Raw genomic sequence first — 25,724 nt, 5'->3', positions numbered from 1 at the left:
AGCCTTGTCCCCGTGACGGTTTTCGATGACCTCGTGGGGCAGGACCAGGCGATCGCCGTGCTGTCGCGGGCCGCGGCGGCGGCCGGAGAGGTCGTCTCGGGCGGGCGCGGCGCCGGCATGACGCACGCCTGGCTGTTCACCGGCCCGCCGGGCGCCGGCCGCGAAGACGCCGCACGCGCCTTCGCCGCCGCCCTGCTCTGCCCCGACGGCGGCTGCGGCCACTGCGACCAGTGCCACCAGGTGCTCATCGGCTCGCACCCCGACCTGGAGTCCGTACGTCCCGAGGGGCTGTCCTACAGCGTCAAGCAGACCCGCGAGCTGATCCTGCGCGCGGCCGGGGCGCCGACGCAGGGGCGGTGGCGGGTCATCCTGTTCGAGGACGCCGACCGGGCCACGGAGTCGGCCGCCAACGCCCTGCTCAAGGCCATCGAGGAGCCGCCGCCGCGTACGGTGTGGCTGCTCTGCGCGCCCGCACCCGACGACCTGATGATCACCATCAGGTCCCGCTGCCGCCAGGTCACCCTCACCACGCCCGCCACCGAGGCGGTCGCCCACGTGCTGGCCACCCGCGACAGCGTGCCCTGGGAGACCGCCAGATTCGCCGCCAGGGCCGCGCAGGGGCACATCAGCCGCGCGCGTGCGCTGGCACTCGACGAGGGCGTCAGGCGGAGGAGGGAGGCCGTGCTGGGCATCCCGCGCGCGCTGACCGGCGTCGGCGAGTGCATCGCCGCGGCCGAACGCCTGGTGAAGACCGCCGAGGAGGAGGCCGCCGCCGCCACGGCCGCGCTCAACGAGAACGAGACGGCGGAGCTGCGCAAGCTCTACGGCGAGGGGTCCACCGGCAAGGGGCTCAACCGGGGCCTGGTCAGGGGCGGCGCAGGGGCGCTCAAGGAGCTGGAGGACCGGCAGAAGTCGCGCGCCACCCGCATCAAGCGCGACTCGCTCGACAGCGCCCTGCTGGAGCTCGTGTCGTTCTACCGCGACGTGCTCACCATGCAGTTCGGAGCCGAGGGGGTCGAGCTGGCCAACGACGACCTGCGCTTCGACCTCGACCAGCTCGCCAAGTCCACGACGCCGGAGGAGACGCTGCGGCGCATCGACGCGATCATGCAGTGCCGCGAACGCCTCGCGGCGAGCGTCAACCCGCAGATGGCCGTCGAGGCGATGATGCTGGCACTGCGCTGACGAACAGTTGGCGAACCGAAGCAGCAGATGAGCCCGCCAGGCGTCTCTGTTGCGTGGAAGTCGAACTACTCACCCAGCAAGAAGACCTCGCGCGGCGCCGGGTCGACGTCGCGTCGATCTTCGCCGAGCACCACGTCGGGCTCGTCCGGCTGGCCCTCATCATGGTCGGTGACCAGGCGACCGCGGAAGACGTCGTGCAGGAGGCGTTCGAGCGCACGTGCGCCGGCCGGGTCCGGCTGCGCGACGCCGACAAGCTGCTGTCCTACGTGCGCTCCGCGGTGCTCAACGGTTGCCGCTCCGTGCTGCGGCGGCGGGCGACGGTCTTCCGCAAGGCGCCGCCGTACGAGCCGCCCGTCTGGTCCGCGGAGAGCGCCGCGCTGCTGGGCGAGGAGCGCAGGGAGGTCCTGCTCGCGCTGCGCGGGCTGCCGGGCAGGCAGCGCGAGGCGCTGACACTGCGCTACTACTTCGATCTCACCGACCAGGAGATCGCCGAGACAATGAAGATCAATGCGAGCACCGTACGCTCGACCGTCACGCGGGGGCTGGCGGCGCTCGGGCGGGCGCTTGGGGAGGAATCATGAGCAGTCCCGTGGAAGACAGGCTGCGCGAGGCCCTAGCCGAGGCCGGAGCCTCGCTGGACCCCGCCACTTTGCGTCCCCTTCGCGCCCCCGAGCGGCGGTGGCGGGTGGACTACCGGCTGCTCGGCGTGGCGGCGGCGGCGGTGGTGGTGCTCGCGGGGGCGGCGACCGCCGTGGCCCTGGGCACCGGCGGCCAGGACGACGTGGTGGCCGTGGCCCCTGAGCAGAGCGAGGCGGCCGAGATGGCGGTCTTCCTGTGCTCGAAGGCAGTGACCACGGCGCCGTGCAGTGGCCGTGACGCCACCCCTCAGCAGGTCGAGGGCATCGAGGCGGTGCTGCGCGGGCTCCCTCAGGTCAACGAGGTGTCGTTCGAGGACCAGGCGGCGGCCTACGAGCGATTCAGGAAGAGCTACGCGGGCAACACCGCCGTGCTCGACGCGGTCAAGGCGACTGATCTGCCGCCCTCGTTCCACCTGAAGATCAAGAAGGGTGGAGATCGGGAGCAGGTGACCCAATCCCTCCTCGGGCTGGAGGGGCTCCAGGCGATCGTCGACCGAGCTTCGCCCGACATCACCGAGATGCCGACCGCTGATGATCTCAAGTGGCAGATCAGCGTCTTCCTGTGCGACGAAGGCACGCGCATGCCCACGTGCGGTGCCGGCCGCGACGGCGGAAAGGCCGCGACGGCCGCGCAGAAGCGCGCGATCGACAAGCTGATCGGCGCGGCGCCGCAGGTGGCGGAGCACGCCTTCGAGAGCAAGGAGATGGCTTACGAGCGTTTCAAGGAGGAGTTCCAGGAGAGCAATCCGGCGCTCGTCAACGCGACCAAGGTGGGGGACCTGCCGGAGGCTTTCAGGATCGCGCTCAAGGACGAGATGGAGGGGGGCGAGGTGGTCGAGCGGTTGAAGCGGCAGCCGGGGGTGGCGACCGTGGTCTATCAGGCGTGCGTGCCCGCGCGGCGGACGCTGTCCATCGACTTCGGCCTGGATCTACCCGCCTCGACGATGTGCCCTGGCGCCGGCTGACGTCGCGACCGGACGGCCACTGCGTCCGCTGATCGTAGGCGGGAGGCGCTACGGCCGCTCATCGTACGGACGGGGCTACGGCGGCTGGCTGATTGTGCGGCATGGGGTCACCGTCGTCGGTGGCCCCGGCCGAAGATCGGCAGCCGCCAGCCCTCACCACTGTGGCCATGCCCACGTAATGTGGCAGGGAAGACGGTAAATGACCCCTAGGCCGTCAGGAGGCGAGCTCGAGCCCATGGGAATGATCATGGCCGTGAGCTTCACCCGTTACGGGAGGCTCTACTACCTCGATCCCGGCGAGCACACCTACAAGGTGGGCGACAAAGTGCTCGTACCGACTGATTCGGGACCTGAGGTGGCGGAGTGCGTCTGGGCGCCGCAGTACACGAGCGAAGACATCGAAGGGCTGCCCGTATGCGCCGGCCCGGCCGGCGACGAACACCTGTCACGTGACGAGTCGAACAAGCGCCGCCGCGCCGAGGCCCGCAGCGTCTCGAAGCGGCTGATCAAACGCCATTCGCTGCCGATGAAGGTGGTCGGCATCGACTACCTCGACCAGGACAACGTCTACACCGTCTACTTCTCCGCCCCGCACCGGGTCGACTTCCGCGCCCTTGTCCGCGACCTGGCCCGCAACCTCAGAGCCCGGGTCGAGCTGCGCCAGATCGGCCCCCGCGACGAGGCCCGCCTCCAGGGCGGCATCGGCCCCTGCGGCCGCGACCTGTGCTGCGCGACCTTCCTCAAGGACTTCGAGCCGGTCTCGGTACGCATGGCCAAAGACCAGGACCTCCCGGTCAACCCCCTGCGCATCGCGGGGGCATGCGGCCGGCTGATGTGCTGCCTCAAGTACGAACACCCGCTGTACCAGGAGTTTCGCGCCTCAGCCCCCCGCACGGGCACCAGCGTGGAAACCCCCGAGGGGCCCGGAACGGTGGTGGGCCACAACGTCCCGTCCGACTCGGTGGTGGTGCGGCTCAACGACGGCGGACGCCGCTGCTCGTGCTCCCGGGCCAGCGTGTGCGGGCCACGGAAGGCGTACGACTCGACGTACGGGGGCGGCGGGGACGGCACGCCATAAGGGCGGCGAGGACGCGCGCGGCACGCCATGGGGCCGCGGCCGCACGGGCGGGGGTCACCGCCCTACGGTGGTCGCACGGGCGGGAGCCGCACGCACCCTACGGTGGCCGCACGCACCCTACGGTGGCCGCACGGGCGGGGGCTGCGCGGACTTTACGGTGGCCCACGGGCGGGGGCTGCACGGGTGGGGCCGGATTGTCGGAGGGGGCTTTCCTGACATCGACGGACCGATGGGAGCGAGAACCCCTCGGGCTCCTGTAGACTCTTTCACGCTGCACGGCAGATGCCGCCTTAGCTCAGTCGGCCAGAGCACTTCACTCGTAATGAAGGGGTCTGGGGTTCGAATCCCCAAGGCGGCTCAAGGTTCGACCAGGGCGTTCACCCTCTCCGGGTGGACGCCCTGGCTTGTCTCTGTTGCAGTTCTCGTTGCGGTTCACGTCCCAGAGCCCCACAGAGCGCGCCCCATACGCTGCATCCCATCGGCCGCCATCGGCGAGGCCACGTGGGTGTACCGCTGGGTCAGGCGGATATCGGAGTGCCCCAGGATCTCCTGAACCGTACGCACGTGCACGCCCTGCTCGATGAGCAGCGTGCCCGCCGTGTGCCGGCCATCGTGCACCCGCGCGTCCCGCACGCCCGCTACGTCGAGCAGCTCCTTCCAGTCATCCCAGTCGTCGCGCGGATCGATGGGCCGGCCGTTCGGCTGGGCGAAGACGAGGTCGTGGTCCTCCCACACGTTCGCCGCGGCGATCCGCTCCTCACGCTGCCGCTTGCGATGCGCCTTCAGGATCGGGAGCAGCTCCGGCGGCAGCGGCACCGTGCGCTTTGACTTCCCCTTGGGTGGCCGGAACACCAGCCCGCCGCCGGTGCGCTCCGGGCAGGTGCTCGCGTGCCGGTCGCAGTCCTTCGGGCACAGTCGCTCCGCGTTCGCCGGGATGCACACGTGCGGGCGGCCCGACTTCCGTCGCGCCTTCGCGCACCGCTTCGCGCACGGCCGCCGATGCTTGCCCTCGGTGCAGGCGGCCACGTCCCCGCAGCCGTGACGCCACTTCAGGCGGGAGATCTGCCACCACACGCGCACCGTCCCGCCGTCGAGGTCCACGTACTTCCAGCGCAGCCCCAGCGCCTCGCCCTGGCGCAGCCCCAAGGCTAGGGCCACCGACCAGCGCGCCCCGTTCCTGCGCGTCTCAGCGGCCTTCAGAATGCGGCGCGCCTCGCCTTGGGTCAGCGGCTCGATCTCCTCGCCGCCGGCGCCGGGCGGGTCCACCAGCTTGGCCACGTTCCGGCCGACCCGGTCACGCCGTACGGCTATCTCCAGGGCCCGCGACAGGATGCGGTGCACCTTCAGGACGTGGCTTGGCTTCTTCCCCTCGTTGAGCATGCGCGTGTACAGCTTGTCCAGATGCTCAGGCAAGAGCCGGTCGAGCCGGTGCTTCCCCAGATACTTGATGATCCAGTTGCGTGTGTCCGACCAGTAGCTTTCCAGCGTGGTCGGTGCGAGGTCCCGCGCGGCGATGTCGTCGAGGTACGTCGTCATCCACTGCTCGACGGTCGGCGCGCGGCCGGGCTTGTCACTCTTGCCCGCGTCCCGCTTCGACTCCAGGTCCCGCACCTTCCGCGTGACCTCGGCCTCGGTCTTGCCGGTACGGTGGCGGCGATCCGGCGAACCGTCGTCCTTCACGCCCATCGTGACCCAGCCGTGCCAGAGCCCGTCCGTCTCGCTCAGGTAGATGGACGATCGGCCGTTCGGCTTGCGGCCGCTCATCCCGCGCGCCCTGGTCGCGCGGGCGGCAGGATGCCGCGCTTGCGGGCCTCGTAGATCCACCGATGCACGGTGCGTACCGGCACCTTCGTCATCTCGGCGATCGCCGGCGCCGGCGGGTACTTGGTCGAGGTCACCCACCGGTACGTCTCGGCGACGTCCGACAGGAACTCATCCGTGAGACGGCCCTCCGGCGGCTTGAGATGCGGGACACGGCCGGGCGGGAGCTCGCCGCCGTCGCTGACGAGCATGCCGCTTGCGACGGGCTGGAAGTACATCACGGTCGCGTCTTCGGTTGCGGCGAAGTACCGGTCGAGGTCGTCGAGCGTGGGCGGGTCTACGTCGCTGGACCGGAACGAGGCGAGCGCCTGCTTGCCGGCCTCGGCAGTGCTCTGGGTCGGCGCGGAGTTGGCCAGGCTCAACGTCTGGGTAAGCAGCTGCTCGATCTGGGACAGCGGGATGCGGCGCCACGTGCGTGCGCTCAGCGGCTCGCCAGCGCCGCTCTGCATCACCACCTCTTGCAGGTCGAGCCGTTCCTTACCGGCGGGACCTGCGTACGTGAAGTGCAGGTACACCGTTGGTCCCTCGCCCGAGATCTCGCGTAGGCGCAGCCATCCCCAGGGCCGGGCCTCGATGTTCCATGCGTCGATGTGCAGTGACATGAGATGAGCATGTCAGGGTGCCACTCCGCGAGCAAGTGGCACCACGCGCTTGAGCATGTGGTGCCGCCTGCTTGCATGACCCTCTGCGACCCTCTACGATCGGAAAGAGAAAGCGGTGACACGTACGCATTCCCACTTACGCATAGGAGTCGCGCATGTCTCGGATGCTCTATCCCGCCGTCGAAGCCGCTGAGCAGCTGGGCATCAGTCTCACCACCACAAAGGCGCTGATCAAGTCGGGTGCGCTGCGCAGCGTGAAGATCGGCCGCGCCCGCCGGGTGCCCGTCGAGGCGCTTCAGGAGTTCGTCACCCGCCTTCAGGCTGAGCAGGACGGCCGCGACTAATGAGCCCCCCGAACAGCACGAGGGCGGCCCCCGTCCCAAGAGGCCGCCCCGCTCACCCGCACCGCAACCCGAACCCGAAGGAGGAGGCGAACGCGTACCCCCCCACGGTACCTCGCCCACTCCCGCCCAGTCACCTGGTCGACCCAGTCAACGTGCAGCAGCTCGCCGAACTGCTCGCCGACCACGACCACCACGACCAGCGCGCCGACCAGGCATACCGCGACGGCTACACCGACGGGCACGCGTCCGGATGGGAAGCCGGGTACGCCCACGCCCACGAAGAGATGGCCCGCCACTGGCGAGCCCAGACCGCGGCCGTGCGCGGTCACGCAGCAAGCCCCACGTACGCCGAACTCGAGCACCGCCGAGCCCAGCCCGGCGGACAGGCGTACGAGACAGCCAAGGCCCGCCGTGGCGAGTACACCGGCGGACCCGTCCCATGGGAGAACGCGTGACGACCTCGCACCACCCCGAATCCCGCTACCTGTCCGCACCGGCGCAGGCATTCGGCGACGAGATCGCCAGCCTGTTCCAACCCCGCGAACCGGAGCCGGAAGAGGCACCCACCGAGCAGCACCGCGGCCATCTGCGCATGGCCGAACGGTTCGTCACCGAGCACGCCGACCACCTCCGGCACGTGCACGGGCTCGGCTGGCACGTCTGGGACGGCGCACGCTGGGCGGCCGACGACCAGCGCGCCGACATCCAAGCAGCCGTGGCCACCACCAAGCGCGCCCTGCAGCAGATCCCTTGGCTGAAGGGCGCCGAACGCGACGACCTCATGAAGGACGTACGCAAGTCGGAATCCGCATCCGGCATCGACGGCATGCTCCGCATCGCGTCCGCCCTCGACCCCATCTCGATCGCCGCGCGGCAGCTCGACGCCGACCCGCACCTGTTCAACACCCCGGACGGGACCATTCACCTGATCACCGGCGAGGTTCGGCCGAACAGCCGCGCCGACCTGATCACGAAGGTTGCGGGGGGCACACCCGTGCGTGACCCGGACAGCGAGTGGCACACCTTCCTTGCCCGCATCCTGCCTGATGAGGACGTGCGCGCGTTCGTGCAGCGGGTGATGGGTTACGCGATGCTCGGCGAGGTCGTCGAGCACGTGCTACCGATCTTCACGGGGGAGGGGGCGAACGGTAAGGGCACGCTCCGAGACGCGCTCATGGCCGCGTTCGGGGACTACGCCATCGAGATTGACCCGGCCATGCTCATGGAGTCCAAGCACGAGCGGCACGGCGCGTTCAAGATGAGGCTCAGGGGCGCGCGGCTCGTCTTCTGCTCGGAGGTGGAGCGCGGCCGGCGGTTCGCCGAAGCCACCATGAAACGGCTGGTGGGCGGCGACCCCATCGAGGCGAACCTGATGCACAAGAACCCCATCACCTTCATCCCATCGCACACGCTGGTCATGCTGACGAACCACCTACCGGCCGTGTCCGGAGACGACCCGGCAGTCTGGCGCCGCATCCTGGTCGTGCCCTTCGACGTGGTGATCCCGGAGAAGGAGCGCGACGGAGGCTTGCCCGCGCGGCTGCGTGCCGCCGCCCCGTCCGTGCTGGCTTGGACGTTCGAGGGGTGGCGGGACTACCAGCTCAAGGGCCTCGACCCGCCCGAGGCGGTCAGGGCTCGCACGCGCGCCTACCAGGAGGCCAGCGACGCCTTGGGGCGCTTCCTGGCCGAATGGACGGTCGCCGACCCGCGCGGCACGGTGAAGGCGCGCGAGCTGTTCAACGCGTGGACGGCGTGGTGCATCGGCAACCGCGAGGAGCCGCACAGCGAGGTGATGTTCGCCGAGTCGATGGGGAAGCGCGGCTATGAGAAGCGGAAGCGCTCCGGAGTCATGACGTACGCGGGTATCGCGCTGATCGTTCCGGAGAGGGGTGGGGTGCCTTGACCTGCGGTAGGGAGGGTTGAGGAGGGTTTCCCGATAACTCTCATGCGCGCACGTGTGAGAGCCACCGGAAAACCCTCCCTAACCCTCCCTAGCTCGCTGACCAGCACAAACGCAGCCCCAACCCTCCCTGGAGGCGACCAAAACCGGGGAGGGTTCAACAAAACCCCAGGTCAAACCCCACGGAGAACTCATGAAGCCCAAGCCCGAGGACATCCAGAAAGGCGTCGCAGAAGCCTTCTGGGACTTCATCGCCAACCACCGCGACTACTCCACCCTCGACGCCATCCAGGCCGGCACGAAGGAAGCCGTCCGCGAATGGCTCAACGAGCACGCCGACGACATCACCGCCGCCATCGCCGCGGCCGTAGCCAAGGGATACCAGCCGTGATCTTCGGGGTAGAGAGCATCATCAACATCAGCGCCACCGGCCACCCCGCCGAAGTCCACATCACCTTCCCAGACGGCGAGCTCCAGTTCACCGAGCCCGTCATCGCCTGGGCAGTCGAGATCAGAGCCGACGCCGACGAGCACGGCCCCGCCGAAACTCAGATCGTCCCCGTCTTCCTCAGCAACGGCCTCGTCTGGACCCCTCGCAGGTTCTGGATGGAGTACGGCTCAGGCGTCCGAATCGAACCACGACCCGTCACCACCCCAGCGCCGAAGGACACCCCATGAACGGCAGACAGGCCCGACGCCAGCGCACCCTTGAACGCGACCGCGTCGAACAGATCCTCGACGAAGCCAGCCGCGCCACCCCCGAACACGTCGGCACCCTCCCCAACGGCAACGAAGTGTGGGTCGTCGGCCCCATCGGCTGCGTCATCCCGCCCCTCCTCGACGAATGGCCCGACGACCTCAAACACGCCCTCGACCGCCGCCGCCGCGCCACCCTCACCGGCCGATGCGACTGCGGCGCCCGCCGCCGGTGGCTCGGACCCAACAACATGACCCTCACCCACGAGGCCAACTGCCCCGCCAGCGACCCCAACCTGATCGCGCTCGGCTTCCGCCACGGCGTGCCGTTCGGCCACTGGATATGACCCCTTGACCCGCCGCCCGCGCCGCGCGGCTTCAGCCTCCTTGACCGCGGCGCGGGCGGCGACCCCAAGCGTCAGGCCATGACAGGTGCCGAATCGAGGCCAGGCCATGACAGATGAGTGTGCAGCGCCGAACGGTCGACCATGGTCGAGCCCCCTCAAGGGCTTGGCCATGGTCGACCCCATGGAAGACCAACCCCACCCCTCGACCCCATGGAAGGGAGACCAGTGGACGCACACAGGTGCACAGGCACCGCCAGAAGCACGGGAGAGCGTTGCAAGCGCCGACCCCTACCCGGAGCCACGGTGTGCCGCTCGCACGGCGGAGCAGCCCCACAGGTGCGCCGGAAGGCCGCCGAGAGGGTCGCAGCGGAGCAGGTCCTAGCCGAGCTTGCCCGGCGCGGTGTCGAGCCCGTAGCGAACCCTCTGGCCGCTCTCGCCGAGCTCGCCGGCGAAGTCCTCGCCGTGAAGAACATCTTCCGGGAGCGGGTCGCCCAGCTCTCCGAGGAGCAGTGGCGCCACACCGACGACCGGGGCGGCGAGCAGCTCCGGGCGGAGATCGCCCTCTACGAACGCGCCCTCGACCGGGCTGGGCGGGTGCTCGCGGACATCGCCCGGCTACGCATCGACGAGCGGCTGACCGCGATCACGGAGGAGCAGGCGCACACCCTCGTGCAGGTGTTCACGACGGTGCTCGACCGGCTGGGCCTGGGCGAGCAGGCCGCGCAGGTGCGCGAGCTGGTCGCCGTCGAGATGGAACGGCTGGGTGAGGCGGGATGACGGGCAAGCGGCGGTCGCCGTTCACGCTCGCGGCCGTCGAGCTGCGCGGCACGCACGAGCACGGCCGGCTGCTCTGGTCGGTGGGCGGGCGCCGCTGCTACGTGCGCGAGGCCGACGGGTCCTTGACGCTGACGGTGCTCGCCCCGGCCGGCCCGGCGCTCGTCTACGCCGTCGAGGGGGTGAGCCTCGATGCCCTCACGTGACCAGGTGCGCGCTGTCCTGACGGTGGCCGGGCTCGCCTGCCTGGTCGCCGCAGCGTGGGTGCTGCATCTGGCGGCCGGGCTCGCCGTCGCGGGCGTGTGCCTGCTCGTCGTCGAGTACCTTGCCGCGCCCGCGTCCGAACAAGATTCTTCGCCGAAGAGGCGTTGATGCAGGAGGATTTCATGCAGAACCGAAGGAGAATCGGAGAATGAACTACCCCCGATCGTGGCGGATCCGGCCTACAGCGGGCATGCCCAACGTGATCGCACCGCCCGAAGGCCGCCCCTGGTTCAGCATCAGCAACCAGAGCGGCGACCACGCCGAAGTGATCATCTACGACGAGATCGGGTATGGCGGGTACACCGCCCAAGACCTCGTACGCGAGCTGCGCCAGCTCGGCAACAGCGACCTCACGGTCAGGCTCAACAGTCCGGGCGGCGAGGTGTTCGACGGGCTGGCCGTCCACAACGCGATCAAGCGCCACCCCGGCTACGTCACCGTGCACGTTGACGGGCTCGCCGCGTCCATCGCGTCCGTGATCGCCATGGCGGGAGACCGCATCGTGGTCGCCAGGAACGCGCAGATGATGGTGCACGACGCGTCCGGCATCTGCATCGGCAACGCGGCCGACATGCGGGAAATGATCGCCCTGCTTGACCGGATCTCCGACACCATCGCCGGCGTGTACGCCGAACGGGCGGGCGGCACCGCGCGGCAGTGGCGCAAGACGATGCAGGAAGAACGCTGGTACTCGGCGGACGAAGCGATCGCGGCCGGGCTTGCCGACGAGCTCGCCGACTACGAAGCCGACCGCACACACGAGGACTTCGACCTCGCCGCCGTGATGGGGGAGCGGCTGCGCGCCGAAGTCCAGGCGGCGACCGTGCGGGAAGCGCTGCGCGAAGCCAACCGGCAATGGAAGGCAGACACGGCCCGCCTGCTCGGCGGACCCCTCACCCTGGGAGACCAGCTATGACCACGCTCGACCTGACCGGCGTGACAGCCGACGCCCGGAGCGCGCTCGTCAACAACGGGCTCGCCCGGGTCGCCGCCCGGCACCTGAACATCGGCAGCGCGATCGCCGCACCCATGGCCGCGCTCACGGCCGCGCTCGCCAGCGGCGACGACTCCCCGGACGTGGACGTGGCCGCGCTGAACCGGCGCGACCTGTCGAGCTTCGTGCGCGCCGTCGAATCGGTCATCGAGATCACACCCAACGCCGGCCCGCTCAAGCGGCTGGTCGTCGACATCGTGGCCGCCGACACGGCCGCCAACCCGGACGCCCTCCCGCTGCGCATGGTGTAGCACCCCCCACCGAAGGAGAACGGATCATGGTTACCGAGCACGACATCGCCCAAGCACAGGCCGCCCTCGACGACGCCCTGTCGGCGCTGGGAGCGCTGAACAAGCCGTGGCGGAGGCTCTACCCCTCCCCGGAGGCCGGCGCCGCTCTCTCCGCCGCTCAGGGCCGCGTCGAGCTGGCGGAGAAGCGGCTGCAGGACCTCGCCGAAGAGTACGAGCAGCAGCAAGCCGAGATCGCCGCCCGACCCGGCCGGGAGAAGGCCGCCGCCAAGCAGCTCAAGACGGCCGTCGAGGACCTCAAGGCGTCCCGCGCGCGGGTCACGCTCGCCGCCGCGAACGCTCAGGCCGCGCTCGTCGATCTGCTCGACGCCGCCATGGCGCACAACGCGCTCGTCTACCAGACCGCCGGCGAGCTGGCCGCCGCCGGCCTGGGCCCGCTCGACGGCCACGAGTGCGAGACGCAGGGCGCCGTCACGTCCGGCAGGCCCGCCGTGCGCGTCAAGGGCCAGTGGTGGCCGACCGTGGACGCGGGCAGCGTCGCCGCCTGGGTGGTGCACCGGGTGGCGCTGGCCAGGCTGGGCCGCATGAGCCCGCTCGCGGCGCGGCTGTTCATGGTCGGGCAGCGGTACGACCTGGCCCGGCGGGTGGACGACATGCTCGCCGAGGTGCCCGAAGTGCCCGCCCTCGACGTTGATCTGCCGCCCGTCCGGGTCGCGGAGTTGGATGGGCCGCGCGCGTTCTTCCGGTCGGAGGGTGAGCGGCAGCAGGCGGAGAAGGATGCCGCCAACGCCTACCAGGTGTGGGAGGCGACGGAGCACGGGCCGCGCAGGATCTCCTGACCCTGCCGCACCGAGACGTGAAGTCGGATGCCGGGGCGATGGCCGACCGGCTCGGGCTGACGACTGGGGCGGTGCGTAAGGCGCTGGCCAGCTCGTCGGGCAAGGCCTCGGGCGGCCCAGCCGGCGGCTGGACGATGGTCGGGGAGCGCGGGGCGGAGCTCGTCAGGCTGCCGTACGGGTCGCAGGTGACGAGCGCCAACCAGACGGCTGCCATGGCAGCCGGCGGGGGCGGCCCGGTGCACGTCGTGTTGGAGGTGAAGGGCGGGTCGGGCGGCAGCATGGAGGCGATGTTCGTGCAGATGATCCGCAGGTTCGTGCGGGTCAATGGCGGCGATGTGCAGGTCGTCTTGGGCGGCCGGTAGCCGTCCTGAGCGGGGGGAGGCGCCCGGGGAGGCGGCAGGGAGGCAGGGAGAACTCCCTAACCGCCTCCCTGCTCTGCCTCCCCCGGGTTGACCTGGGAAACTCCCTGTCAGGGAGGCAGGGAGGCGCGGCCGGAAACGGGCCTGGAAGGGCACAGAATCGCGTGTCGCGGCCTGGCGTGCCGCCTCCCTCCCCGGGGTCGCGGGCAGGGTCGCGCACGCTCAGGAGGTCGCGGTTCCGCGACCCTGCCGCGCGACCTGTCCGGCCAGCGGGAACGGCGAAAGGTCGCGGGTCGCGCCACCGTCTCGAACCCCCGGAATCGAGCCGATCGCGGCACCGATCGCGCCTCACGAGGAGATCGCGGGCCGCGATCCTCGCCGCGATCGGTTCGACCAGCAGGAACACGCACGGATCGCGGATCGCGGCACGCTCGCGCACCCCGAATCCGGGCCTGAAACCGCCCGTCGAGGGCGAGACATGGACCCGCCGCAACCGGTAACGGCAGCGTCACCAGGGTTACGGCCCGTTACTGCCGCCGTTACCTGCCTGACCAGCGTGGACGGGCGGAGGTAACGGGTAACGGCCGCTCGACGGCACCCCGATATCGCCCCTGGGACGGGGTGCGGGAGGGTGTAGCGGCCGTTACCGCCGTGCCGCTACCGGGTAGCGGGCCGCTACCTGTGCCGCTACCGGTCCGACCTGCGGAAAGGGGCGAAGGTAGCGGGTAGCGGCGCCTCGCCGAACCCCCGGAATCGGCCCCGAAACGGGGTGTCGAGGGGGTAGCCGTGCCGCTACCGCTACCGCCGGAGGTAGCGGCAACGCTACCCGGCACCGGCAACGGCAGCGTTGCCGGAGGCGTTGCCGCCGAACGCGCTGGCCGGGCCGGGAGTCGAGGCGCCGGCAACGCGGCAACGGGGTGCCCTCGACCCGCCGAATCCGGGGCTGTGCGAGCGCCTCGCGCCGACTGGTCGAGGCGTTGCCGCCCCGCTGTAGCGGCCCATCGACACCGTTACGGCTCCGCTACAGCCCGCGTAACGGGGTTGGCCTGCGGTGATGCCCGATGTAGCGGCGTTACGGCACCCGCTCGACGGGCGGGAATCGGCCCGTTTCGAGGCTGGTCGAGGGTGGCCGCCGGCCGCTACGCCACGGCACCGCCCCGGAGTTAGGTGATCGAAAACCGAGTTAGATTCCTAACCCGGCCCCGATCCGGGCCTAACCGCCCGCTGACCTGCGGAAAGTTAGGTGAGTTAGGTAGTTAGGCCGAGTTAGGTCGGGGCTCTTGAGAGCCCTCACAAGCGGGTTTCGAGGTCGCCCGCTGGCCTAACTCTGCCTCCGCTCCGGAGGCGCCACGAACGTCCCCACCCCGGTCACGCTGTACGCCCAGCCCTGCTCACGCAGCCGACGCAACACCTTCTGAGCCGTCCCCGCCGCAACACCGAACTCGGTGACGATCGCGTGCTGCGACGGCAACGCCGTGTCCGGCTCGAACTCGCCGGCCTCGATGCGCCCCTTCAACACGTCGGCGATCTGCTGCCACTTAGGCGCGTTCGGCTTCCAGTCGATCACTAGTGGACCATAAGCACGCGCACTGACCTGCGGATACACACGACCTGCCGTGCTTGACCATAGTCAGGTATGGCCAAGCACGGCTACTGTGGGTGCCCGGACAACAGAACGGGCCCGGCGGACACTCTGGGGGAGGCGTCCACGCGGGCCCATCGCACGGTGGAGGTGCGATCTATGGACGAGCATACGCGTGACGCGGCCGGCGTCGAGTGGCAGCCGTACGTGCCGTACGGGCCTGCCCGCATCATGGAGACGTCGTGCTGCGGCGTCTATGAGTGGGTGTGCGAGGGCGGCCAATTCCTGGTGCTGAGGAAGGGTGCGGCGGGCTTGCAGGAGTCGGGCCGCGGCCGGTACGCGGTGGCGCGGAAGGTGTGGACGGATCTGGTGCTGGCGCATCGTGCGCGGCACAGGGCGGACAACTTCGGCGGCGCGGCGTGATGGTGCCCGGGGCGGGTCCGTACGTACGGGAGGGCGCCCCGTACGCGCGTCCAGAACGCGGCTTGGCCAGCCTCGACGGCGCTGGGATGAAACCCCGAATGAAACCATGATCCAGTAACCCCCTTACCGTCGTATCGTGCAGCGGAAACGCGCCACAAAACCAAGATCATGGTGAGGGGGGGGTACCGGCGGGAAGTACAGGGGAAACGCCGAAGATCAGTACACCCTCCGCTCCAGCAGAAAGCCGCCGCCCCCAGCACGGGGGACGGCGGCCACGAGTCGGACGGTCAGGCCCGGCCGCTGCCGTTGCATGTCGGGCAGTCGGCTTCCACCGTCCAGCCGTTGAACGGCGAGCTGACGACCTTGCCCGTGCCGTTGCAGTCCGAGCACTGGGCGTTGTCGCGCGTCATGTGGAGTCGCATTCTGGGGTCTCCGATCGGGGGAACGGGGTTGCGGGGAGCGGCTGCTCCGGGCCGTCCTCCCGCCAGGGAGGAAACGGGAGGGCGACCCGCAGCAGCGCTCAGCCGCGCCCCACCTCAGCGGCGCGAATCATCGCCTGCGCGAGCTGCAAGCTCTCGTCAGTCGTCAACGTGATCCGCCTCCCGCCATCGAACGTAATCACCATGTGCGGCTCGCCACCCACGAAGCTCAACCCGACGAACCCGGGCATCGTCGATGCCGACTCCTGACCTGTCTCCGGGTCGGCTTCGGCCTGGTCGATGGCGTGCGTGAACCGGATCCGCTGGTCTTCCGTCAGCCGCTCGTACAGCGTGTCCAGGGCCCGCTGCATCTCCGGCCGCGGCTGCGCATGCGGGTTGGCGTGCCAGTAGGCGACGGTTCGCCGGCCGACACCCATGTGCTCGGCGAACTCGTCGTGCGTCATGCGGAGGGCGCGCTGCACGGCGGCCGCGTGGCGGCCCGTCCACGTGATGACGGAGGACATCTTGACGAGCGCGGACCTGAACCGGGCCACCTCCGCCGCGTCGAGCCGCGCGTATGCGGTGTCCATGATGCGCTGCGTCTCCAGGTTCAACACCATGGAGGGCTTGGACGCCCACTTCGCGATGGCGCGGGGGGAAACGCCGAGGATCTCGGCGAACGTCGTCTGCGACATGCGCAGCGCGTAGCGGAGCGCTTCGGCGCGGCGGCCCGTCCACTCGTCTTCCATGACCCGCACTTCGGGCCGCTCGTCGAGGGCGGTCATCGCCTGCCGCCCATCGCGGAGACGACCCGGCCGGGCAGGCTGGACGCCGGCACGCCGCGCGCGGCAGCGTCCTCGACGTCGCTGACGGACACCTCCAGGTAGAAGCGGTCGCCGCCGCAGTACTCCGCCTCGAAGTCGAGGGGGATCAGCACCGTATCGGCGGGCCGCCTGGTCGTCGTACTGTTCATGATGGGTCTCCATCCGGTCGTGTCGGATCGGGGATCTGGGGCGGGCCCGGTGCTCCAACACCGGGCCCGCCCGCTTGCGGTCAGGCTGTGAAGTGGGAGGGCTGGCCAGCTTCTACGCGGCGGACGCACAACGCGCGCCCATCGAGCGCGACGGCGCTGGCCAGCAGCACGGCGAGCGTGGCCACCACGGCGGCGGCCAGATAGACGGCGGTCTGCACCGCGAACCACACGGTGACGAGCGGCACGCCCAAGAGCAGGCCCAGCAGCCACCGGCCGCGGCCCTTCCAGCTCGACGGCCGGCGGGTGCCGAGCTCGGCGCGCGGGTGGCTGTCGGGGTCGGTGATGCCGCTCAGGGCCAGCAGCGCGGCGGCCAGGAGGGCGAGAACGAAGGTGGTCACGAGGGGCTCCTACGCGGCCAGCGGCAGCGCCGCGGCGGCGGGTCGAGGGGTGAGGGCGCGGATCGCGTCGGCGTACTGCAGGAGCAGCCACACGAACGGCCACGGCAGGCGTGACCCCTTGGCTTGGTTACACGGGTCGCAGGCCAGCACGAGGTTCTCCTGCCGCCACGTCCGCCACACCCGGTACGGGATGAAGTGGTCGAACGTGGCGTCAAGGTGGAGGTCAGCGAACGGCTTCGCGCAGTAGAAGCAGCGGGATCCGCCGTCGCGCTTGGCCAGCTTGCGGCGCACCTTGCGGGCGCGCATGCCGCGCAGGTTCTTCGGCCGGCTAGCGCGCGGCCACGCCGGGTAGATGACGTCACCCACGTCACGCCGCCTTCCGGAGGCGTCGAGCTGTCCGGCGGCGCACCGCCTCTGCACGGTCCGGACGGACACGTGCAGGGCGGCGGCGGCTTCGCGGGTGGTGACCGTGATGGTGCTCATGGTCAGCGGTCCGCCACGTCGAGCCGGGCGAGGATCGCGAGGGCGAGCCGCCGGGCGTCGTCGGCCGGGAAGGCCACGTCGCACATCGGGCCCGTGATGGAGATCTGGTGCTTGCCGTCCTGGGGCTGGGTGAGGTCGATGCAGAACACGGTGTGCGTGTCGCTGACGAGCTCGTGAGCCTCGACGGGCGGGGCCTCGTTGTAGTGGCTGGGGCCGTACTCGTCGTGGTCGGCCTGGCACCACGCGGGGCAGTTCGCGGGCACGCTCGTGAGAGAATGCATGAAGGTCTCCCTCTGCTCAGATCAGGGGTGGGACTCAGGGCCTGGCCGGTGTTGGTAGCACCTGCCGGGCCCGCTTGGTTTTCACCGTAGAGGGTCGCCTACGGTCGCGCAAGTACGTGGAGCCACTTTCTCGCGGGTTTCTAGCGCGAAGATCGCTGCCGGTTGCAATTCGCGTTGCGGTTCGCCCACGGTCGCGCAAGGTCGCCGCCGCGAAAACATGTCCTCGACCAGGGGCGATGACCCTCGACGGCTTTCCGCGACCTTTCGCACCGGGAACTCGTAATGAAGGGGTCTGGGGTTCGAATCCCCAAGGCGGCTCCAGGTCAGAAGCCCCTCAAGGGATCTTGAGGGGCTTCTGAGTGTCTCAGTGGGTGACTAAGCCCGGGCGTTGGCCCCGATCAGTAGCTGTCGCTCCAGCGATACCAAGGACCCTCGATGTGTTCGAAGGACGAAGCGACCGCCGGGTTGGAGTCATCGACCGGAACGTGCTCGGGGCTCCATACGTAGCCGTAGGGGTCCACACCGCCCCAGTTATCGCCCACCTTGAAATAGACGCGGTCGCCTTCTCGATGGACAGCTTGAAACTCAGCCTCTCCGATCTCCAGCGGACCATTCGTCAGGCTGCTTTCTGGCCTCATCCTCTGGGCGACCTGTTCCATCTCGGCGAATGAACGCGAGATGCGTTGCCGATCGATGTACCCGCATGACGTTAACGTTGCCAGGGCAACGAAGGTGATCAGTAATCTCACGCCCTGATTGTCCCTGTCGCGAGACCTGCCCGCGATGAAGCCAAAAGTCAAAGATGCGGTCCATTGCCACAGCGCCTCCTTGGAGGATGGGGCGGATCTGCTTGCTCGGTTACCGCTGTGCTGCTGCTGAGCAGCGAACCCACTCGCGGAGCGGGCTTTTGCGGGCCAGGACCCTCAGGGATGCCGTGGGAGATCTGAGTCGGCGAACGTCAACAATCCGTGGGTTGTGTAACCCGGGGTTACGTTCCGGCGTGCGGTATATCAGGGTCGGAGTTGAGGTTTGCTTACTGGCTTGGTCGTGGGCGGGTGGCCAAGGTGTGGGTGACAGCCGCTCTTGCGGCCCCGTGATCAATGGGTGGGCAGCGTGGGGTGAGGGGTGTTGGGGAGGGTGCCGTGCATGTCGTTGGTGAGGGCCCAGCGGCCGTGGCCTTGCCATTCGCCGCTGATGAACAGGAGGTCGGGAGAGTAGCCCTCGTAACGGAAGCCGTGGCGTTGGATCAGGTTGATGGACGGCTGGTTGGTGGGGCTGATCTGAGCTTCCAGGCGGTGCAGTTGCAGTGTGATGAATGCGTGGTGCAGGGCCAGGGATAGGCCTTCTGACATGTAGCCGTGGCCGGCGTATGGGGTGAAGGCGGCGTAGCCCAGGGAGCCGTTCTGGAAGCGGCCGCGGATGATGCTGTTGATGTTGATATTGCCGGCGATGGCGCCGGTGTCGCGGAGGCGGACCAGTAAGGCATCGGCGGATTGGCCCTCGTCGAATCGGCTGAGGAAGGTCTGGAACGCTTCCGGGGTGTCGGGGAGGTTCAGGCCGTCCGTGGCACGGACTCGGTCGAGGAACTCGTCCTGATCGTGGCTGGTCATGCGGCGCAGAACGACTCGACGGGAGCAGCCCAAGTCAGCGCTGGGTGGGTCGGCAGTATGCGTGGTTTCTTCAGGGCCGCCGTGGTTGATCATGGATCGAAGGTAAGGGCCTTATGGGTGCTGGTTCAATACACGGGTGGAGATTTCGGAGAGGGCGAGCGGCGGCCTTTCGTGGGTTGAGTACTTCCGTGAGCGTGGGTATACCGATGTGCGGCGGATCGGGGTTGGGGTTGAGGGGGTTGTGTACTCGCTCGGGGACGGGCGGGTGGCCAAGGTTTGGGTGAATGGGCGGCCGCAGACCGAGGTCAGTCGGCAGGTTTTCGCCGATGTTGCGCGGTGTCCGTTGCCCTTTGCTACTCCGCTTATTCATGACGTGCACGAGCACGATGGCGTCGTGGTGACGTATGAGCGGGAGTTGCCCGGTGTTCCCATGAGATCGGTGCATGAGCAGTACGGGCGGGAGTTGCCTGCGTCCCATAAGGAGGCGCTGATAATCGTGCTGCGGGGGCTTGCTTCGGTGCCGGGGACCGAGGTGATGCGGCGGTTGAGTGTGCAGGGGGATGATCGGCCCTTGTGGGAGGGGCATCGGCGCTTCAAGGATGCTCTGGCGGGTTTGGTCGGTCGGGCCGTTGGCAGGAATGGTGCTGCTCTCGAGGGGCGGGTTCCGGACTTTGAGGCTGGGGTTGGGAGGGTGCTGAGTGGATTGCGGGCCGTGGCTGATGGGCCGGTCTCTGCGATTCATGGGGATCTTGTGCCACCCAACGTTCATGTTGCCGGCGATGGGCGGCCTGTTGCCGTGCTTGATTTCGGGTTCTTCACGACGGCGGGGGATCCGGCGTTCGAGGCGGCGGTGACGGCGATCATCTGGGACATGTATGGGCCGTATGCCGGAGAGCACAGCGTGGAGCTGACCGAGCTCTTTGCGCGGGAGTTTTCGTATTCGGCTGATGTTCTGCGCGTGTACCAGGCCGTGTACGCACTCACCACTTACGATCTGTTCGGCATGGGTGCGGAGGACGGGCACTTTCGGTGGTGTGCCGAGCAGTTGCGGCGGAACCCGGTGTTCAGTGGAGGTCAGTGGCGGACTCGGTAGCGGAGGTGGAGGACTCGGGTGCCTTGGATCACCACGTGAGGGTCTTCCAGTAGGTGGATCGCGTTCAGCGCGCCGAAGTAGCGTTTGCCGGTGCCGAGGACTACCGGGGCTACGTCCATGGCCACCTCGTCCACCAGGCCGGCGGCGAGCATTTGGCCGCCGACGTTCCCTGCGGCGACCTCTACCGTGCGGTCGCCGGCCAGCTCCTGGGCCTTGGCCATGGCGGCTTCTATGCCGTTCACGAAGTGGAAGGGGGCCTGCGGGTCCCAGCCGGCGGGTTGCGGGCGGTGGGTGACGACCACCACGTGGTCGATGTCAGCGGGGGGTTTGCCGTCCCAGCCGTTCGTCATATCGAAGAGGTGGCGGCCGGCGATCGTGACGCCGATCTCGTCCCAGTACGGCCGGACGTAGTCGTACGAGGTTTGCGTCACCTTGATCTGGCCGTTCTCCTCGAGCGGGACGTCGCCGCTGGACATCCAGTCGAACAGCGGGCCGACCTCGTCGTTGTCCTTCGCGATGAAACCGTCCACCGACACGGTGGCGTACATGATGACCTTGCCCATGAGGCCCATATTGGCGTGTCTCCGGGGGCGGGGGATTGTAAGAAATCAAACGGCAGGAAGTGGGCCGACGTTCAGGGCGTGGCCGGGATGTTCGTGCAGGAAGCGGCGGCGGACTTCGACGTACCGGGTGGGCGTGAGGCCGGTGAACGTGCGGAACTCGTGGGTGAAGTGGGCCTGGTCGAAGTAGCCGGCGCGGGTGGCGAGGTCGCCCCAGTCGATCGGGCCCATCGGGTCGATCGCCGTCACGGTGGCGGCGAAGCGGTACGTACGGGCGAGCCGCTTCGGCGTGAGGCCGATAAGGTCCTTGAACCGCTGGGCCAGGTGCGTGCTGCTGACGCCCGCCGCCGCGCTCAGGTCGCCGATGGTGACCCTTCCCATGGCCGCCGCGATGACGCCGCTCGTGTGACGGACCAGGCCGAGGCCAGCGGCGTCGCGGAGGCGGCGGGTCAGCTCAGTCTCCAGACAGGCGAGCATCTCGTACGGCCCGGCCGCCGCGGCCAAGCGGTCACGTAATACCTCGGTGGCGCGGTGCCCCCAGATCTGCTCGACCGTGACCGGGCGGTCGCGCAGTTCGCTCGCGGGCATCGGCAGGAACGGCGCCATGCCCCACGGCTTGAAGTGCACCCCTACCGAGCGGGTGCCGGGTGGGTAGCCGAACTCGACGGCGTGGGTGGGGGTGGTGAGCACGCAGCCGTCGCCGTAGTCGGCGGTCCCGATGCGGAACGGGTCTCCGAGGTTGATGATGAGCACAGCGGACGGCATGGGAGGGAGAATCAGCCTGGGGTACGGGGGCGCGCCCGCCAGGTAGTAGAGGTCGTCGATCAGGCCGTCCAACGGGGGTGCCGGCACTCTGGACACGTACTCCACGCGCCCAAGCATCGCCGATGTCCGGCAGAAGTCGCCATACCCCGGCAGGGTCGGCATGATGGCGGGATCGGGGGTCGATGCTGGAATGAAGGGGGCGTGTCCGTGTCAGGGATCTTTTGGGGCTTGGCTTTCTGCTTGCGGCGTCTGATGCTGCTGATGCGGTGAGTGGACCCAGGAGGGGATCGTGACTTCGCGGCTGCTCATGCCTCGGCGGCGGTTATCGGGGAGCGGTTCTCAAGCGGCGGTCGTCGCGGGTGGGGTGGAGGCGACGCGGATCCTCGACTGGGGGCATCCTCGGGTGGCGCGCCTGGCGGACGAGGTGAGAGGTGCGGGGGAACGGGAGCTGGTGCGCGAGGCGCATCGGCTGATCGGTGACCGCATCCGTCCCGTCTACGCGATGAACGACGAGCAGCCCGTGTCCGTGACCGTGCGGCGGGGGCGGGGGTCGTGCAGCCAGCGGATGGCGGTGCTGGAGGCGGTGGCACGGGCTCGGGGGATCGCCACGCGGGTCAGGGGGCGGGTGATCGACGGGGCCTTCTGGTACGCGCGGTTCCCCGGCATGCGGGCCCTGGTGCCTGACGAGGTGGTGCTGGCTTGGCCCGAGTTCCGGGTGGAGGGGCGGTGGGTCGCCGTGTCGGAGATCTATGACGGGCTGTGCGTGGACTCCGGCTTCGACAACGCCGGCGCGGAGACGCTGTTCGACGCCGTCGCCAGGACGGCGGTGGACTGGGACGGCACCGTCGCGCCGACCTGCGATCTGTCGGCTCGGGTGGTGGCCGATCTCGGATATTTCGGGACGCGGGATGAGCTGTTCCGGGAGTACGGGCAGACGTTGCGGCCCGGGGTGCGGTGGGTGGTCGACCTGGTGATGAGCCGGCGGGGCGCGGGGTTCCGGCCGGTGCGGCGCTGCCTTGAGCAGGCCCTGTGAGCACGGAGCGGCGGTTCGCTTCTGTGGCAAGCCTTGGTCCCCTGGTACGTGAGGCGTTCGGTGAAGAACTCGAACGGGTGGAGCGGTTGCGGGGTGGCACCAAGAAGGGGGTCTATCGGCTGACGTTCGAGCGTGGGCCCACCGCTGTTCTCTACGTGTGGGCGGCTGAGGAGAACTTCTGGGGGGCGGGCGCCGAGAAGGGGCGTTCGGAGATGGGGCTGTTTCTGGCGGCGCATCGGGAGTTCAGCGAGCTGGGTGTGCGGGTGCCGGAGTTGCGGTTCGTGGACGGGAGTGGGCGGCTCTATCCGGGTGAGGTGGCGGTCGTCGAGTCCGGCAGCACATCGGGGAGGCGCTGAGCTTCGTTCAGGGCCCTTGCGTGGGTGGGGATATTCGAATAGGAAGGTTTCCTAGCTGATAAGCGGGAGTTGAGGCGGTTGCGTACGGTCTTAGCGGTCCTCGGGCTCCTGCTCATCACGGCCTGCGGCGGGCAGGGGGACGAGCCCCCGGTGAACGCCGAGGACGTGATGTTCGTGCAGATGATGGTGCAGCACCATCGGCAGGGCATCGAGATCGCCAAGGTCGGCACGTCGCAGGCCGCCGACCCCGAGGTCAAGACCCTGGCCTCGGCCATCGAGACCACGCAGCAGGACGAGGTCGAGATGATGACGCGCTGGCTGCGCGACTGGGACCAGCCGGTCACGGCGCCGAGCAGCGCGCACGATCACCACGGCGGCATGCCGGAGACCGACGCCAAGCGCATCCAGGAGCTCAAGGCGTCGAAGAACTTCGAGTACGACCTGCTCAACCTGCTCATCGCGCACCAGGACGACGCCGTGCAGATGGCGTCGTCCGAGGTGGCGAAGGGGGCCAATCCCGAGGTGCAGAAGTGGGCGGCGCAGGTGCAGAGCTCTCGTAAGGGGCAGATCGACATGATGCTCAAGCTGCTCAAGCGCTAGCAGAGCCTGAGAACCTGCTCATCAGCGCTGATCAATGCGGCGAGAGCCCGTCTCACAACGCTCTTCTGTGACGAAACGGTATCCCTCATAGACGCCATCCCTCAGAAGTGATTAGATCACTTGATATGTCCGAGGTAACGCGGCCCTCGCTTTCCGACGCGCTCACCGAGCGCATGCTGGAGCTCATCCGTGCGGGCGGGCACCGGCCCGGCGACAGGCTGCCCTCGACCAGGGAGCTCTCCCAGCGCTTCGCCGTCACCACCCCGACGTTGCGCGAGGCACTGCGCAGGCTCGAGGCCACCGGGGCCATCGAGATGCGGCACGGTTCCGGCATCTATGTCGGGCCCGCGATAGAGCGGCTGGTGCTGCCCAATCCGAACATGCGCGAGATGCACGCCCCCCAGCTCCTGGAGCTGCTCGGCGCGCGGATCGTGATCGAGCCGCCGCTGGCCGCGATGGCCGCGGAGCACGCCGCCGGTGCGGAGCTGGCGGCGCTGCGGCGGGTGCTCGACGAGGCGGGCAGGCATCTGCGCGGCGAGGACGCCGAGCTGCACGACGCGAACATGGCCTTCCACCGGGCGACCGCCCGGCTGGCGGGCAACAGCGTCCTGCACGAGGTGGTCGACTCGCTGCTGACCGTGCACGGCCCGGAGCAGCTCGAGATCCTGCAGATCTTCGACGACCGGCGCCGCGACTACGAGGAGCACCTGGCGATCCTGGGGGCCATCGAAGCACGCGACGCGGCGCAGGCCGAGGAGCGCATGCGGGCCCACCTGGTCGAGGTTAAGACCGTTATCGAGCACAGGTTGCAATCCCCCCGATAAGATCCAAGGAGGCCGGCTCATGTTCCGGTCACGTGTGGCCACGCTCGGCGTGGCGGCGCTCGTCCTGGCCGCCTGCGGTGGCAACGGCGCCGGCGAGCAGCAGAAGAAGACGGAGCTGACGCTCTACAACGACAAGGGCGCGTGGTCGAAGTTCTTCGACGAGATGGGCGCGCTGTCGAAGCAGCGGATCGGCCTGGGCATGAAGCCGACGGGTTACACGGACTCGGCGCAGTACCAGGCGTTCATCAAGGCGTCGTTCCGCACGAACGTCAAGCCGGACCTGTTCACCTGGCAGACCGGGGGGATGCTGGCGGAGATCGTCAAGCAGAAGCAGGTGGCCGACACCTCGGCCATCTGGCAGGAGGCGATCAAGGCGGGTGACCTGTCGCAGGACCTGCTGCCCTATTACACGGTCGGTGGCAAGCAGTACTGCGTGCCGATGAACGTCGCCTACTGGGGGATGTTCTACAACAAGAAGATCTTCGACAAGCATGACCTGAAGCCGCCGCAGACCTGGGACGAGCTCGTCCAGACGGCGGAGACCCTGAAGAAGAACGGGGTCAAGGCGTTCTACCACACCAGCGTGCTGTTCTCGTTCGTCTGGTTCGAGCAGCTCCTGGCCGGCACCGACCCCGACCTGTACGACCGCCTCGCCACCGGCAAGGCGAAGTACACCGACCCGGGCGTGGTGCAGGTGATGGAGCGGTGGAAGCAGCTCATCGACGCCGGATATTTCATCAATCCGGGCGATAAAACGGACCCGGGCGACGTCCTCAAGAACGGCAAGGCCGCGATGGTGACGTTCGGCACCTGGTTCAACACGAGCATGACCAGCCGCGACATGAAGGCCGGCACCGACTACGACTTCTTCGTCATCCCCAACGTCAACCCGGCCCTGCCCAAGACGTCGATGATCTTCGAGAGCGGCCCGCTGTGCTCGCTCACCAAGGCCGCCGACCCCGACGCCAGCATGAAGTACCTCAAGTGGTGGACCACCTCGGAGGCGCAGGACAAGTGGGCCAAGAGCCGCGGTGACGTCAGCGCCAACCCGAAGGTGACGATCGACGACAAGGTGCTCGGCACGGTCACCAAGGACGCGGGTGGCGGGAAGTACCGCCTGGTCAACCGCTACTTCGAGGCGACGCCGCCGCCGATCCTGACGGCCGCGCTCGACGGGTTCAGCAAGTTCGTCACCGAGCCGGCGTCGTACAAGGAGGTCCTGGAGACCATCCAGAAGGCCGCCGACGAGTACTGGAGCACGCATCAGTGA

General features: G+C 68.9%; 37 protein-coding genes and 1 tRNA gene. 25 read left to right on the top strand and 13 right to left on the bottom strand.

The window, feature by feature from the left end; genetic code table 11:
• The first annotated feature begins 12 nt into the window (after positions 1–12).
• From ABZW11_RS05000 to ABZW11_RS04980, 5 genes are all read left to right on the top strand, one after another.
• Positions 13–1,185 carry a DNA polymerase III subunit delta' gene (locus tag ABZW11_RS05000; protein WP_355412760.1) on the top strand — a complete coding sequence of 391 codons (1,173 nt, stop codon included), beginning with the start codon at positions 13–15 and terminating at the stop codon, positions 1,183–1,185.
• 53 nt (positions 1,186–1,238) lie between these two features.
• Positions 1,239–1,766, top strand: coding sequence for a SigE family RNA polymerase sigma factor (locus ABZW11_RS04995; protein WP_355412758.1), 528 nt, complete (start codon positions 1,239–1,241; stop codon positions 1,764–1,766).
• Positions 1,763–2,788, top strand: a complete 1,026-nt coding sequence (locus ABZW11_RS04990; protein WP_355412756.1) for a permease-like cell division protein FtsX — start codon at positions 1,763–1,765, stop codon at positions 2,786–2,788. Before ABZW11_RS04995 ends, ABZW11_RS04990 begins: the two co-directional genes overlap by 4 nt.
• Before the next feature lie 241 nt (positions 2,789–3,029).
• Positions 3,030–3,866, top strand: a complete 837-nt coding sequence (gene ricT / locus ABZW11_RS04985) for a regulatory iron-sulfur-containing complex subunit RicT (protein ID WP_355412858.1) — start codon at positions 3,030–3,032, stop codon at positions 3,864–3,866.
• A gap of 284 nt (positions 3,867–4,150) precedes the next feature.
• A tRNA-Thr gene (locus ABZW11_RS04980) sits at positions 4,151–4,224 on the top strand.
• A gap of 74 nt (positions 4,225–4,298) precedes the next feature.
• Here ABZW11_RS04980 and ABZW11_RS04975 read toward each other — a convergent pair.
• Positions 4,299–5,630 (bottom strand): site-specific integrase, encoded by a 1,332-nt coding sequence (locus tag ABZW11_RS04975; RefSeq protein WP_355412754.1) that lies wholly within the window; start codon positions 5,628–5,630, stop codon positions 4,299–4,301.
• Positions 5,627–6,289 carry a helix-turn-helix domain-containing protein gene (locus ABZW11_RS04970; protein ID WP_355412752.1) on the bottom strand — a complete coding sequence of 221 codons (663 nt, stop codon included), beginning with the start codon at positions 6,287–6,289 and terminating at the stop codon, positions 5,627–5,629. The genes ABZW11_RS04975 and ABZW11_RS04970 overlap by 4 nt, the downstream gene beginning before the upstream one ends.
• A gap of 155 nt (positions 6,290–6,444) precedes the next feature.
• On the opposite strand from ABZW11_RS04970, the gene ABZW11_RS04965 reads away from it, so the two are divergent.
• From ABZW11_RS04965 to ABZW11_RS04905, 13 genes are all read left to right on the top strand, one after another.
• Positions 6,445–6,633: a helix-turn-helix domain-containing protein gene (locus tag ABZW11_RS04965; protein WP_355412750.1), complete on the top strand. Its 189-nt coding sequence runs from the start codon at positions 6,445–6,447 to the stop codon at positions 6,631–6,633.
• A gap of 152 nt (positions 6,634–6,785) precedes the next feature.
• A complete protein-coding gene (locus ABZW11_RS04960; RefSeq protein ID WP_355412748.1) occupies positions 6,786–7,088 on the top strand; it encodes a hypothetical protein in 303 nt (100 codons plus the stop codon).
• Positions 7,085–8,536 carry a phage/plasmid primase, P4 family gene (locus ABZW11_RS04955; protein WP_355412746.1) on the top strand — a complete coding sequence of 484 codons (1,452 nt, stop codon included), beginning with the start codon at positions 7,085–7,087 and terminating at the stop codon, positions 8,534–8,536. The genes ABZW11_RS04960 and ABZW11_RS04955 overlap by 4 nt, the downstream gene beginning before the upstream one ends.
• Before the next feature lie 190 nt (positions 8,537–8,726).
• The gene (locus tag ABZW11_RS04950; protein ID WP_355412745.1) at positions 8,727–8,924 is read left to right on the top strand and encodes a hypothetical protein; all 198 of its coding nucleotides are present in this window, start codon (positions 8,727–8,729) and stop codon (positions 8,922–8,924) included.
• Positions 8,921–9,211 carry a hypothetical protein gene (locus ABZW11_RS04945; protein WP_355412743.1) on the top strand — a complete coding sequence of 97 codons (291 nt, stop codon included), beginning with the start codon at positions 8,921–8,923 and terminating at the stop codon, positions 9,209–9,211. Before ABZW11_RS04950 ends, ABZW11_RS04945 begins: the two co-directional genes overlap by 4 nt.
• Complete coding sequence (locus ABZW11_RS04940; protein WP_355412741.1) at positions 9,208–9,576, top strand: hypothetical protein; 369 nt, start codon at positions 9,208–9,210, stop codon at positions 9,574–9,576. Before ABZW11_RS04945 ends, ABZW11_RS04940 begins: the two co-directional genes overlap by 4 nt.
• Before the next feature lie 462 nt (positions 9,577–10,038).
• Positions 10,039–10,353 carry a hypothetical protein gene (locus ABZW11_RS04935; protein WP_355412739.1) on the top strand — a complete coding sequence of 105 codons (315 nt, stop codon included), beginning with the start codon at positions 10,039–10,041 and terminating at the stop codon, positions 10,351–10,353.
• Positions 10,350–10,556 carry a hypothetical protein gene (locus ABZW11_RS04930; RefSeq protein ID WP_355412737.1) on the top strand — a complete coding sequence of 69 codons (207 nt, stop codon included), beginning with the start codon at positions 10,350–10,352 and terminating at the stop codon, positions 10,554–10,556. The genes ABZW11_RS04935 and ABZW11_RS04930 overlap by 4 nt, the downstream gene beginning before the upstream one ends.
• On the top strand, positions 10,543–10,722 hold the full coding sequence (locus ABZW11_RS04925; RefSeq protein WP_355412735.1) for a hypothetical protein: 180 nt from the start codon (positions 10,543–10,545) through the stop codon (positions 10,720–10,722). Before ABZW11_RS04930 ends, ABZW11_RS04925 begins: the two co-directional genes overlap by 14 nt.
• Positions 10,723–10,762: 40 nt before the next feature.
• A complete protein-coding gene (locus tag ABZW11_RS04920) occupies positions 10,763–11,530 on the top strand; it encodes a head maturation protease, ClpP-related (protein ID WP_355412733.1) in 768 nt (255 codons plus the stop codon).
• Positions 11,527–11,859: a hypothetical protein gene (locus tag ABZW11_RS04915; RefSeq protein WP_355412731.1), complete on the top strand. Its 333-nt coding sequence runs from the start codon at positions 11,527–11,529 to the stop codon at positions 11,857–11,859. Before ABZW11_RS04920 ends, ABZW11_RS04915 begins: the two co-directional genes overlap by 4 nt.
• A 26-nt stretch (positions 11,860–11,885) precedes the next feature.
• Positions 11,886–12,695, top strand: a complete 810-nt coding sequence (locus ABZW11_RS04910) for a hypothetical protein (RefSeq protein ID WP_355412729.1) — start codon at positions 11,886–11,888, stop codon at positions 12,693–12,695.
• A gap of 17 nt (positions 12,696–12,712) precedes the next feature.
• Entirely contained in the window at positions 12,713–13,057 is a 345-nt protein-coding gene (locus tag ABZW11_RS04905) for a hypothetical protein (protein WP_355412727.1), read from the top strand.
• Positions 13,058–14,375: 1,318 nt separating this feature from the next.
• Here ABZW11_RS04905 and ABZW11_RS04900 read toward each other — a convergent pair.
• Complete coding sequence (locus ABZW11_RS04900) at positions 14,376–14,621, bottom strand: winged helix-turn-helix domain-containing protein (protein ID WP_355412725.1); 246 nt, start codon at positions 14,619–14,621, stop codon at positions 14,376–14,378.
• A 174-nt stretch (positions 14,622–14,795) separates the two neighbouring features.
• Here ABZW11_RS04900 and ABZW11_RS04895 point away from each other — a divergent pair, with 174 nt between their 5' ends.
• On the top strand, positions 14,796–15,059 hold the full coding sequence (locus tag ABZW11_RS04895; RefSeq protein WP_355412722.1) for a hypothetical protein: 264 nt from the start codon (positions 14,796–14,798) through the stop codon (positions 15,057–15,059).
• Between the two features lie 287 nt (positions 15,060–15,346).
• Here the strand turns inward: ABZW11_RS04895 and ABZW11_RS04890 are convergent, their stop codons facing one another.
• From ABZW11_RS04890 to ABZW11_RS04855, 8 genes are all read right to left on the bottom strand, one after another.
• The gene (locus ABZW11_RS04890; protein ID WP_355412720.1) at positions 15,347–15,481 is read right to left on the bottom strand and encodes a hypothetical protein; all 135 of its coding nucleotides are present in this window, start codon (positions 15,479–15,481) and stop codon (positions 15,347–15,349) included.
• Between the two features lie 98 nt (positions 15,482–15,579).
• Complete coding sequence (locus tag ABZW11_RS04885) at positions 15,580–16,263, bottom strand: helix-turn-helix domain-containing protein (RefSeq protein WP_355412718.1); 684 nt, start codon at positions 16,261–16,263, stop codon at positions 15,580–15,582.
• Positions 16,260–16,451: a hypothetical protein gene (locus ABZW11_RS04880; protein ID WP_355412716.1), complete on the bottom strand. Its 192-nt coding sequence runs from the start codon at positions 16,449–16,451 to the stop codon at positions 16,260–16,262. The genes ABZW11_RS04885 and ABZW11_RS04880 overlap by 4 nt, the downstream gene beginning before the upstream one ends.
• Positions 16,452–16,531: 80 nt before the next feature.
• A complete protein-coding gene (locus ABZW11_RS04875; RefSeq protein ID WP_355412714.1) occupies positions 16,532–16,849 on the bottom strand; it encodes a hypothetical protein in 318 nt (105 codons plus the stop codon).
• 9 nt (positions 16,850–16,858) lie between these two features.
• Positions 16,859–17,332 carry an HNH endonuclease gene (locus ABZW11_RS04870; protein WP_355412712.1) on the bottom strand — a complete coding sequence of 158 codons (474 nt, stop codon included), beginning with the start codon at positions 17,330–17,332 and terminating at the stop codon, positions 16,859–16,861.
• Positions 17,333–17,334: 2 nt separating this feature from the next.
• Positions 17,335–17,613 (bottom strand): hypothetical protein, encoded by a 279-nt coding sequence (locus tag ABZW11_RS04865; RefSeq protein WP_355412710.1) that lies wholly within the window; start codon positions 17,611–17,613, stop codon positions 17,335–17,337.
• Between the two features lie 398 nt (positions 17,614–18,011).
• Positions 18,012–18,362 (bottom strand): hypothetical protein, encoded by a 351-nt coding sequence (locus ABZW11_RS04860; protein WP_355412708.1) that lies wholly within the window; start codon positions 18,360–18,362, stop codon positions 18,012–18,014.
• Between the two features lie 348 nt (positions 18,363–18,710).
• Entirely contained in the window at positions 18,711–19,316 is a 606-nt protein-coding gene (locus ABZW11_RS04855) for a GNAT family N-acetyltransferase (RefSeq protein ID WP_355412706.1), read from the bottom strand.
• A gap of 43 nt (positions 19,317–19,359) precedes the next feature.
• On the opposite strand from ABZW11_RS04855, the gene ABZW11_RS04850 reads away from it, so the two are divergent.
• Positions 19,360–20,316 carry an aminoglycoside phosphotransferase family protein gene (locus ABZW11_RS04850; RefSeq protein WP_355412704.1) on the top strand — a complete coding sequence of 319 codons (957 nt, stop codon included), beginning with the start codon at positions 19,360–19,362 and terminating at the stop codon, positions 20,314–20,316.
• On the opposite strand, the gene ABZW11_RS04845 is transcribed toward ABZW11_RS04850, so the two are convergent.
• Positions 20,298–20,879, bottom strand: coding sequence for a dihydrofolate reductase family protein (locus ABZW11_RS04845; RefSeq protein ID WP_355412702.1), 582 nt, complete (start codon positions 20,877–20,879; stop codon positions 20,298–20,300). The two genes, ABZW11_RS04850 and ABZW11_RS04845, sit on opposite strands and share 19 nt — an antisense overlap.
• 45 nt (positions 20,880–20,924) lie before the next feature.
• Positions 20,925–21,746, bottom strand: coding sequence for a helix-turn-helix domain-containing protein (locus ABZW11_RS04840; protein ID WP_355412700.1), 822 nt, complete (start codon positions 21,744–21,746; stop codon positions 20,925–20,927).
• A 184-nt stretch (positions 21,747–21,930) separates the two neighbouring features.
• Between ABZW11_RS04840 and ABZW11_RS04835 the strand changes: the two genes are divergently transcribed.
• The 5 genes from ABZW11_RS04835 to ABZW11_RS04815 all read left to right on the top strand — a co-directional run bounded on the left by ABZW11_RS04835 (position 21,931) and on the right by ABZW11_RS04815 (position 25,724).
• Positions 21,931–22,674, top strand: a complete 744-nt coding sequence (locus ABZW11_RS04835; RefSeq protein ID WP_355412698.1) for a transglutaminase domain-containing protein — start codon at positions 21,931–21,933, stop codon at positions 22,672–22,674.
• A complete protein-coding gene (locus tag ABZW11_RS04830) occupies positions 22,671–23,030 on the top strand; it encodes a hypothetical protein (RefSeq protein WP_355412696.1) in 360 nt (119 codons plus the stop codon). Before ABZW11_RS04835 ends, ABZW11_RS04830 begins: the two co-directional genes overlap by 4 nt.
• A 78-nt stretch (positions 23,031–23,108) precedes the next feature.
• A complete protein-coding gene (locus ABZW11_RS04825) occupies positions 23,109–23,630 on the top strand; it encodes a DUF305 domain-containing protein (protein ID WP_355412694.1) in 522 nt (173 codons plus the stop codon).
• Positions 23,631–23,755: 125 nt separating this feature from the next.
• Positions 23,756–24,454, top strand: coding sequence for an FCD domain-containing protein (locus tag ABZW11_RS04820; protein WP_355412692.1), 699 nt, complete (start codon positions 23,756–23,758; stop codon positions 24,452–24,454).
• 19 nt (positions 24,455–24,473) lie between these two features.
• Complete coding sequence (locus ABZW11_RS04815; RefSeq protein WP_355412690.1) at positions 24,474–25,724, top strand: ABC transporter substrate-binding protein; 1,251 nt, start codon at positions 24,474–24,476, stop codon at positions 25,722–25,724.

The organism is Nonomuraea sp. NPDC004580 (assembly GCF_040609855.1).
Lineage (GTDB): Bacteria > Actinomycetota > Actinomycetes > Streptosporangiales > Streptosporangiaceae > Nonomuraea > Nonomuraea salmonea.
This window is presented reverse-complemented; position numbering and strand designations above follow the sequence as displayed.

What these genes read in the sequence shown, in the direction of transcription:
- ABZW11_RS04870 (WP_355412712.1), bottom strand. Translation starts at nt 17,332, where the DNA reads ATGAGCACCATCACGGTCACCACCCGCGAAGCCGCCGCCGCCCTGCAC.
- ABZW11_RS04855 (WP_355412706.1), bottom strand. Translation starts at nt 19,316, where the DNA reads ATGATCAACCACGGCGGCCCTGAAGAAACCACGCATACTGCCGACCCA.
- ABZW11_RS04990 (WP_355412756.1), top strand. Translation starts at nt 1,763, where the DNA reads ATGAGCAGTCCCGTGGAAGACAGGCTGCGCGAGGCCCTAGCCGAGGCC.
- ABZW11_RS04975 (WP_355412754.1), bottom strand. Translation starts at nt 5,630, where the DNA reads ATGAGCGGCCGCAAGCCGAACGGCCGATCGTCCATCTACCTGAGCGAG.
- ricT (WP_355412858.1), top strand. Translation starts at nt 3,030, where the DNA reads ATGATCATGGCCGTGAGCTTCACCCGTTACGGGAGGCTCTACTACCTC.
- ABZW11_RS04865 (WP_355412710.1), bottom strand. Translation starts at nt 17,613, where the DNA reads ATGCATTCTCTCACGAGCGTGCCCGCGAACTGCCCCGCGTGGTGCCAG.
- ABZW11_RS04915 (WP_355412731.1), top strand. Translation starts at nt 11,527, where the DNA reads ATGACCACGCTCGACCTGACCGGCGTGACAGCCGACGCCCGGAGCGCG.
- ABZW11_RS04925 (WP_355412735.1), top strand. Translation starts at nt 10,543, where the DNA reads ATGCCCTCACGTGACCAGGTGCGCGCTGTCCTGACGGTGGCCGGGCTC.
- ABZW11_RS04885 (WP_355412718.1), bottom strand. Translation starts at nt 16,263, where the DNA reads ATGACCGCCCTCGACGAGCGGCCCGAAGTGCGGGTCATGGAAGACGAG.
- ABZW11_RS04890 (WP_355412720.1), bottom strand. Translation starts at nt 15,481, where the DNA reads ATGCGACTCCACATGACGCGCGACAACGCCCAGTGCTCGGACTGCAAC.
- ABZW11_RS04820 (WP_355412692.1), top strand. Translation starts at nt 23,756, where the DNA reads ATGTCCGAGGTAACGCGGCCCTCGCTTTCCGACGCGCTCACCGAGCGC.
- ABZW11_RS04895 (WP_355412722.1), top strand. Translation starts at nt 14,796, where the DNA reads ATGGACGAGCATACGCGTGACGCGGCCGGCGTCGAGTGGCAGCCGTAC.
- ABZW11_RS04930 (WP_355412737.1), top strand. Translation starts at nt 10,350, where the DNA reads ATGACGGGCAAGCGGCGGTCGCCGTTCACGCTCGCGGCCGTCGAGCTG.
- ABZW11_RS04965 (WP_355412750.1), top strand. Translation starts at nt 6,445, where the DNA reads ATGTCTCGGATGCTCTATCCCGCCGTCGAAGCCGCTGAGCAGCTGGGC.
- ABZW11_RS04845 (WP_355412702.1), bottom strand. Translation starts at nt 20,879, where the DNA reads ATGGGCAAGGTCATCATGTACGCCACCGTGTCGGTGGACGGTTTCATC.
- ABZW11_RS04920 (WP_355412733.1), top strand. Translation starts at nt 10,763, where the DNA reads ATGAACTACCCCCGATCGTGGCGGATCCGGCCTACAGCGGGCATGCCC.
- ABZW11_RS04950 (WP_355412745.1), top strand. Translation starts at nt 8,727, where the DNA reads ATGAAGCCCAAGCCCGAGGACATCCAGAAAGGCGTCGCAGAAGCCTTC.
- ABZW11_RS04880 (WP_355412716.1), bottom strand. Translation starts at nt 16,451, where the DNA reads ATGAACAGTACGACGACCAGGCGGCCCGCCGATACGGTGCTGATCCCC.
- ABZW11_RS04815 (WP_355412690.1), top strand. Translation starts at nt 24,474, where the DNA reads ATGTTCCGGTCACGTGTGGCCACGCTCGGCGTGGCGGCGCTCGTCCTG.
- ABZW11_RS04970 (WP_355412752.1), bottom strand. Translation starts at nt 6,289, where the DNA reads ATGTCACTGCACATCGACGCATGGAACATCGAGGCCCGGCCCTGGGGA.
- ABZW11_RS04940 (WP_355412741.1), top strand. Translation starts at nt 9,208, where the DNA reads ATGAACGGCAGACAGGCCCGACGCCAGCGCACCCTTGAACGCGACCGC.
- ABZW11_RS04910 (WP_355412729.1), top strand. Translation starts at nt 11,886, where the DNA reads ATGGTTACCGAGCACGACATCGCCCAAGCACAGGCCGCCCTCGACGAC.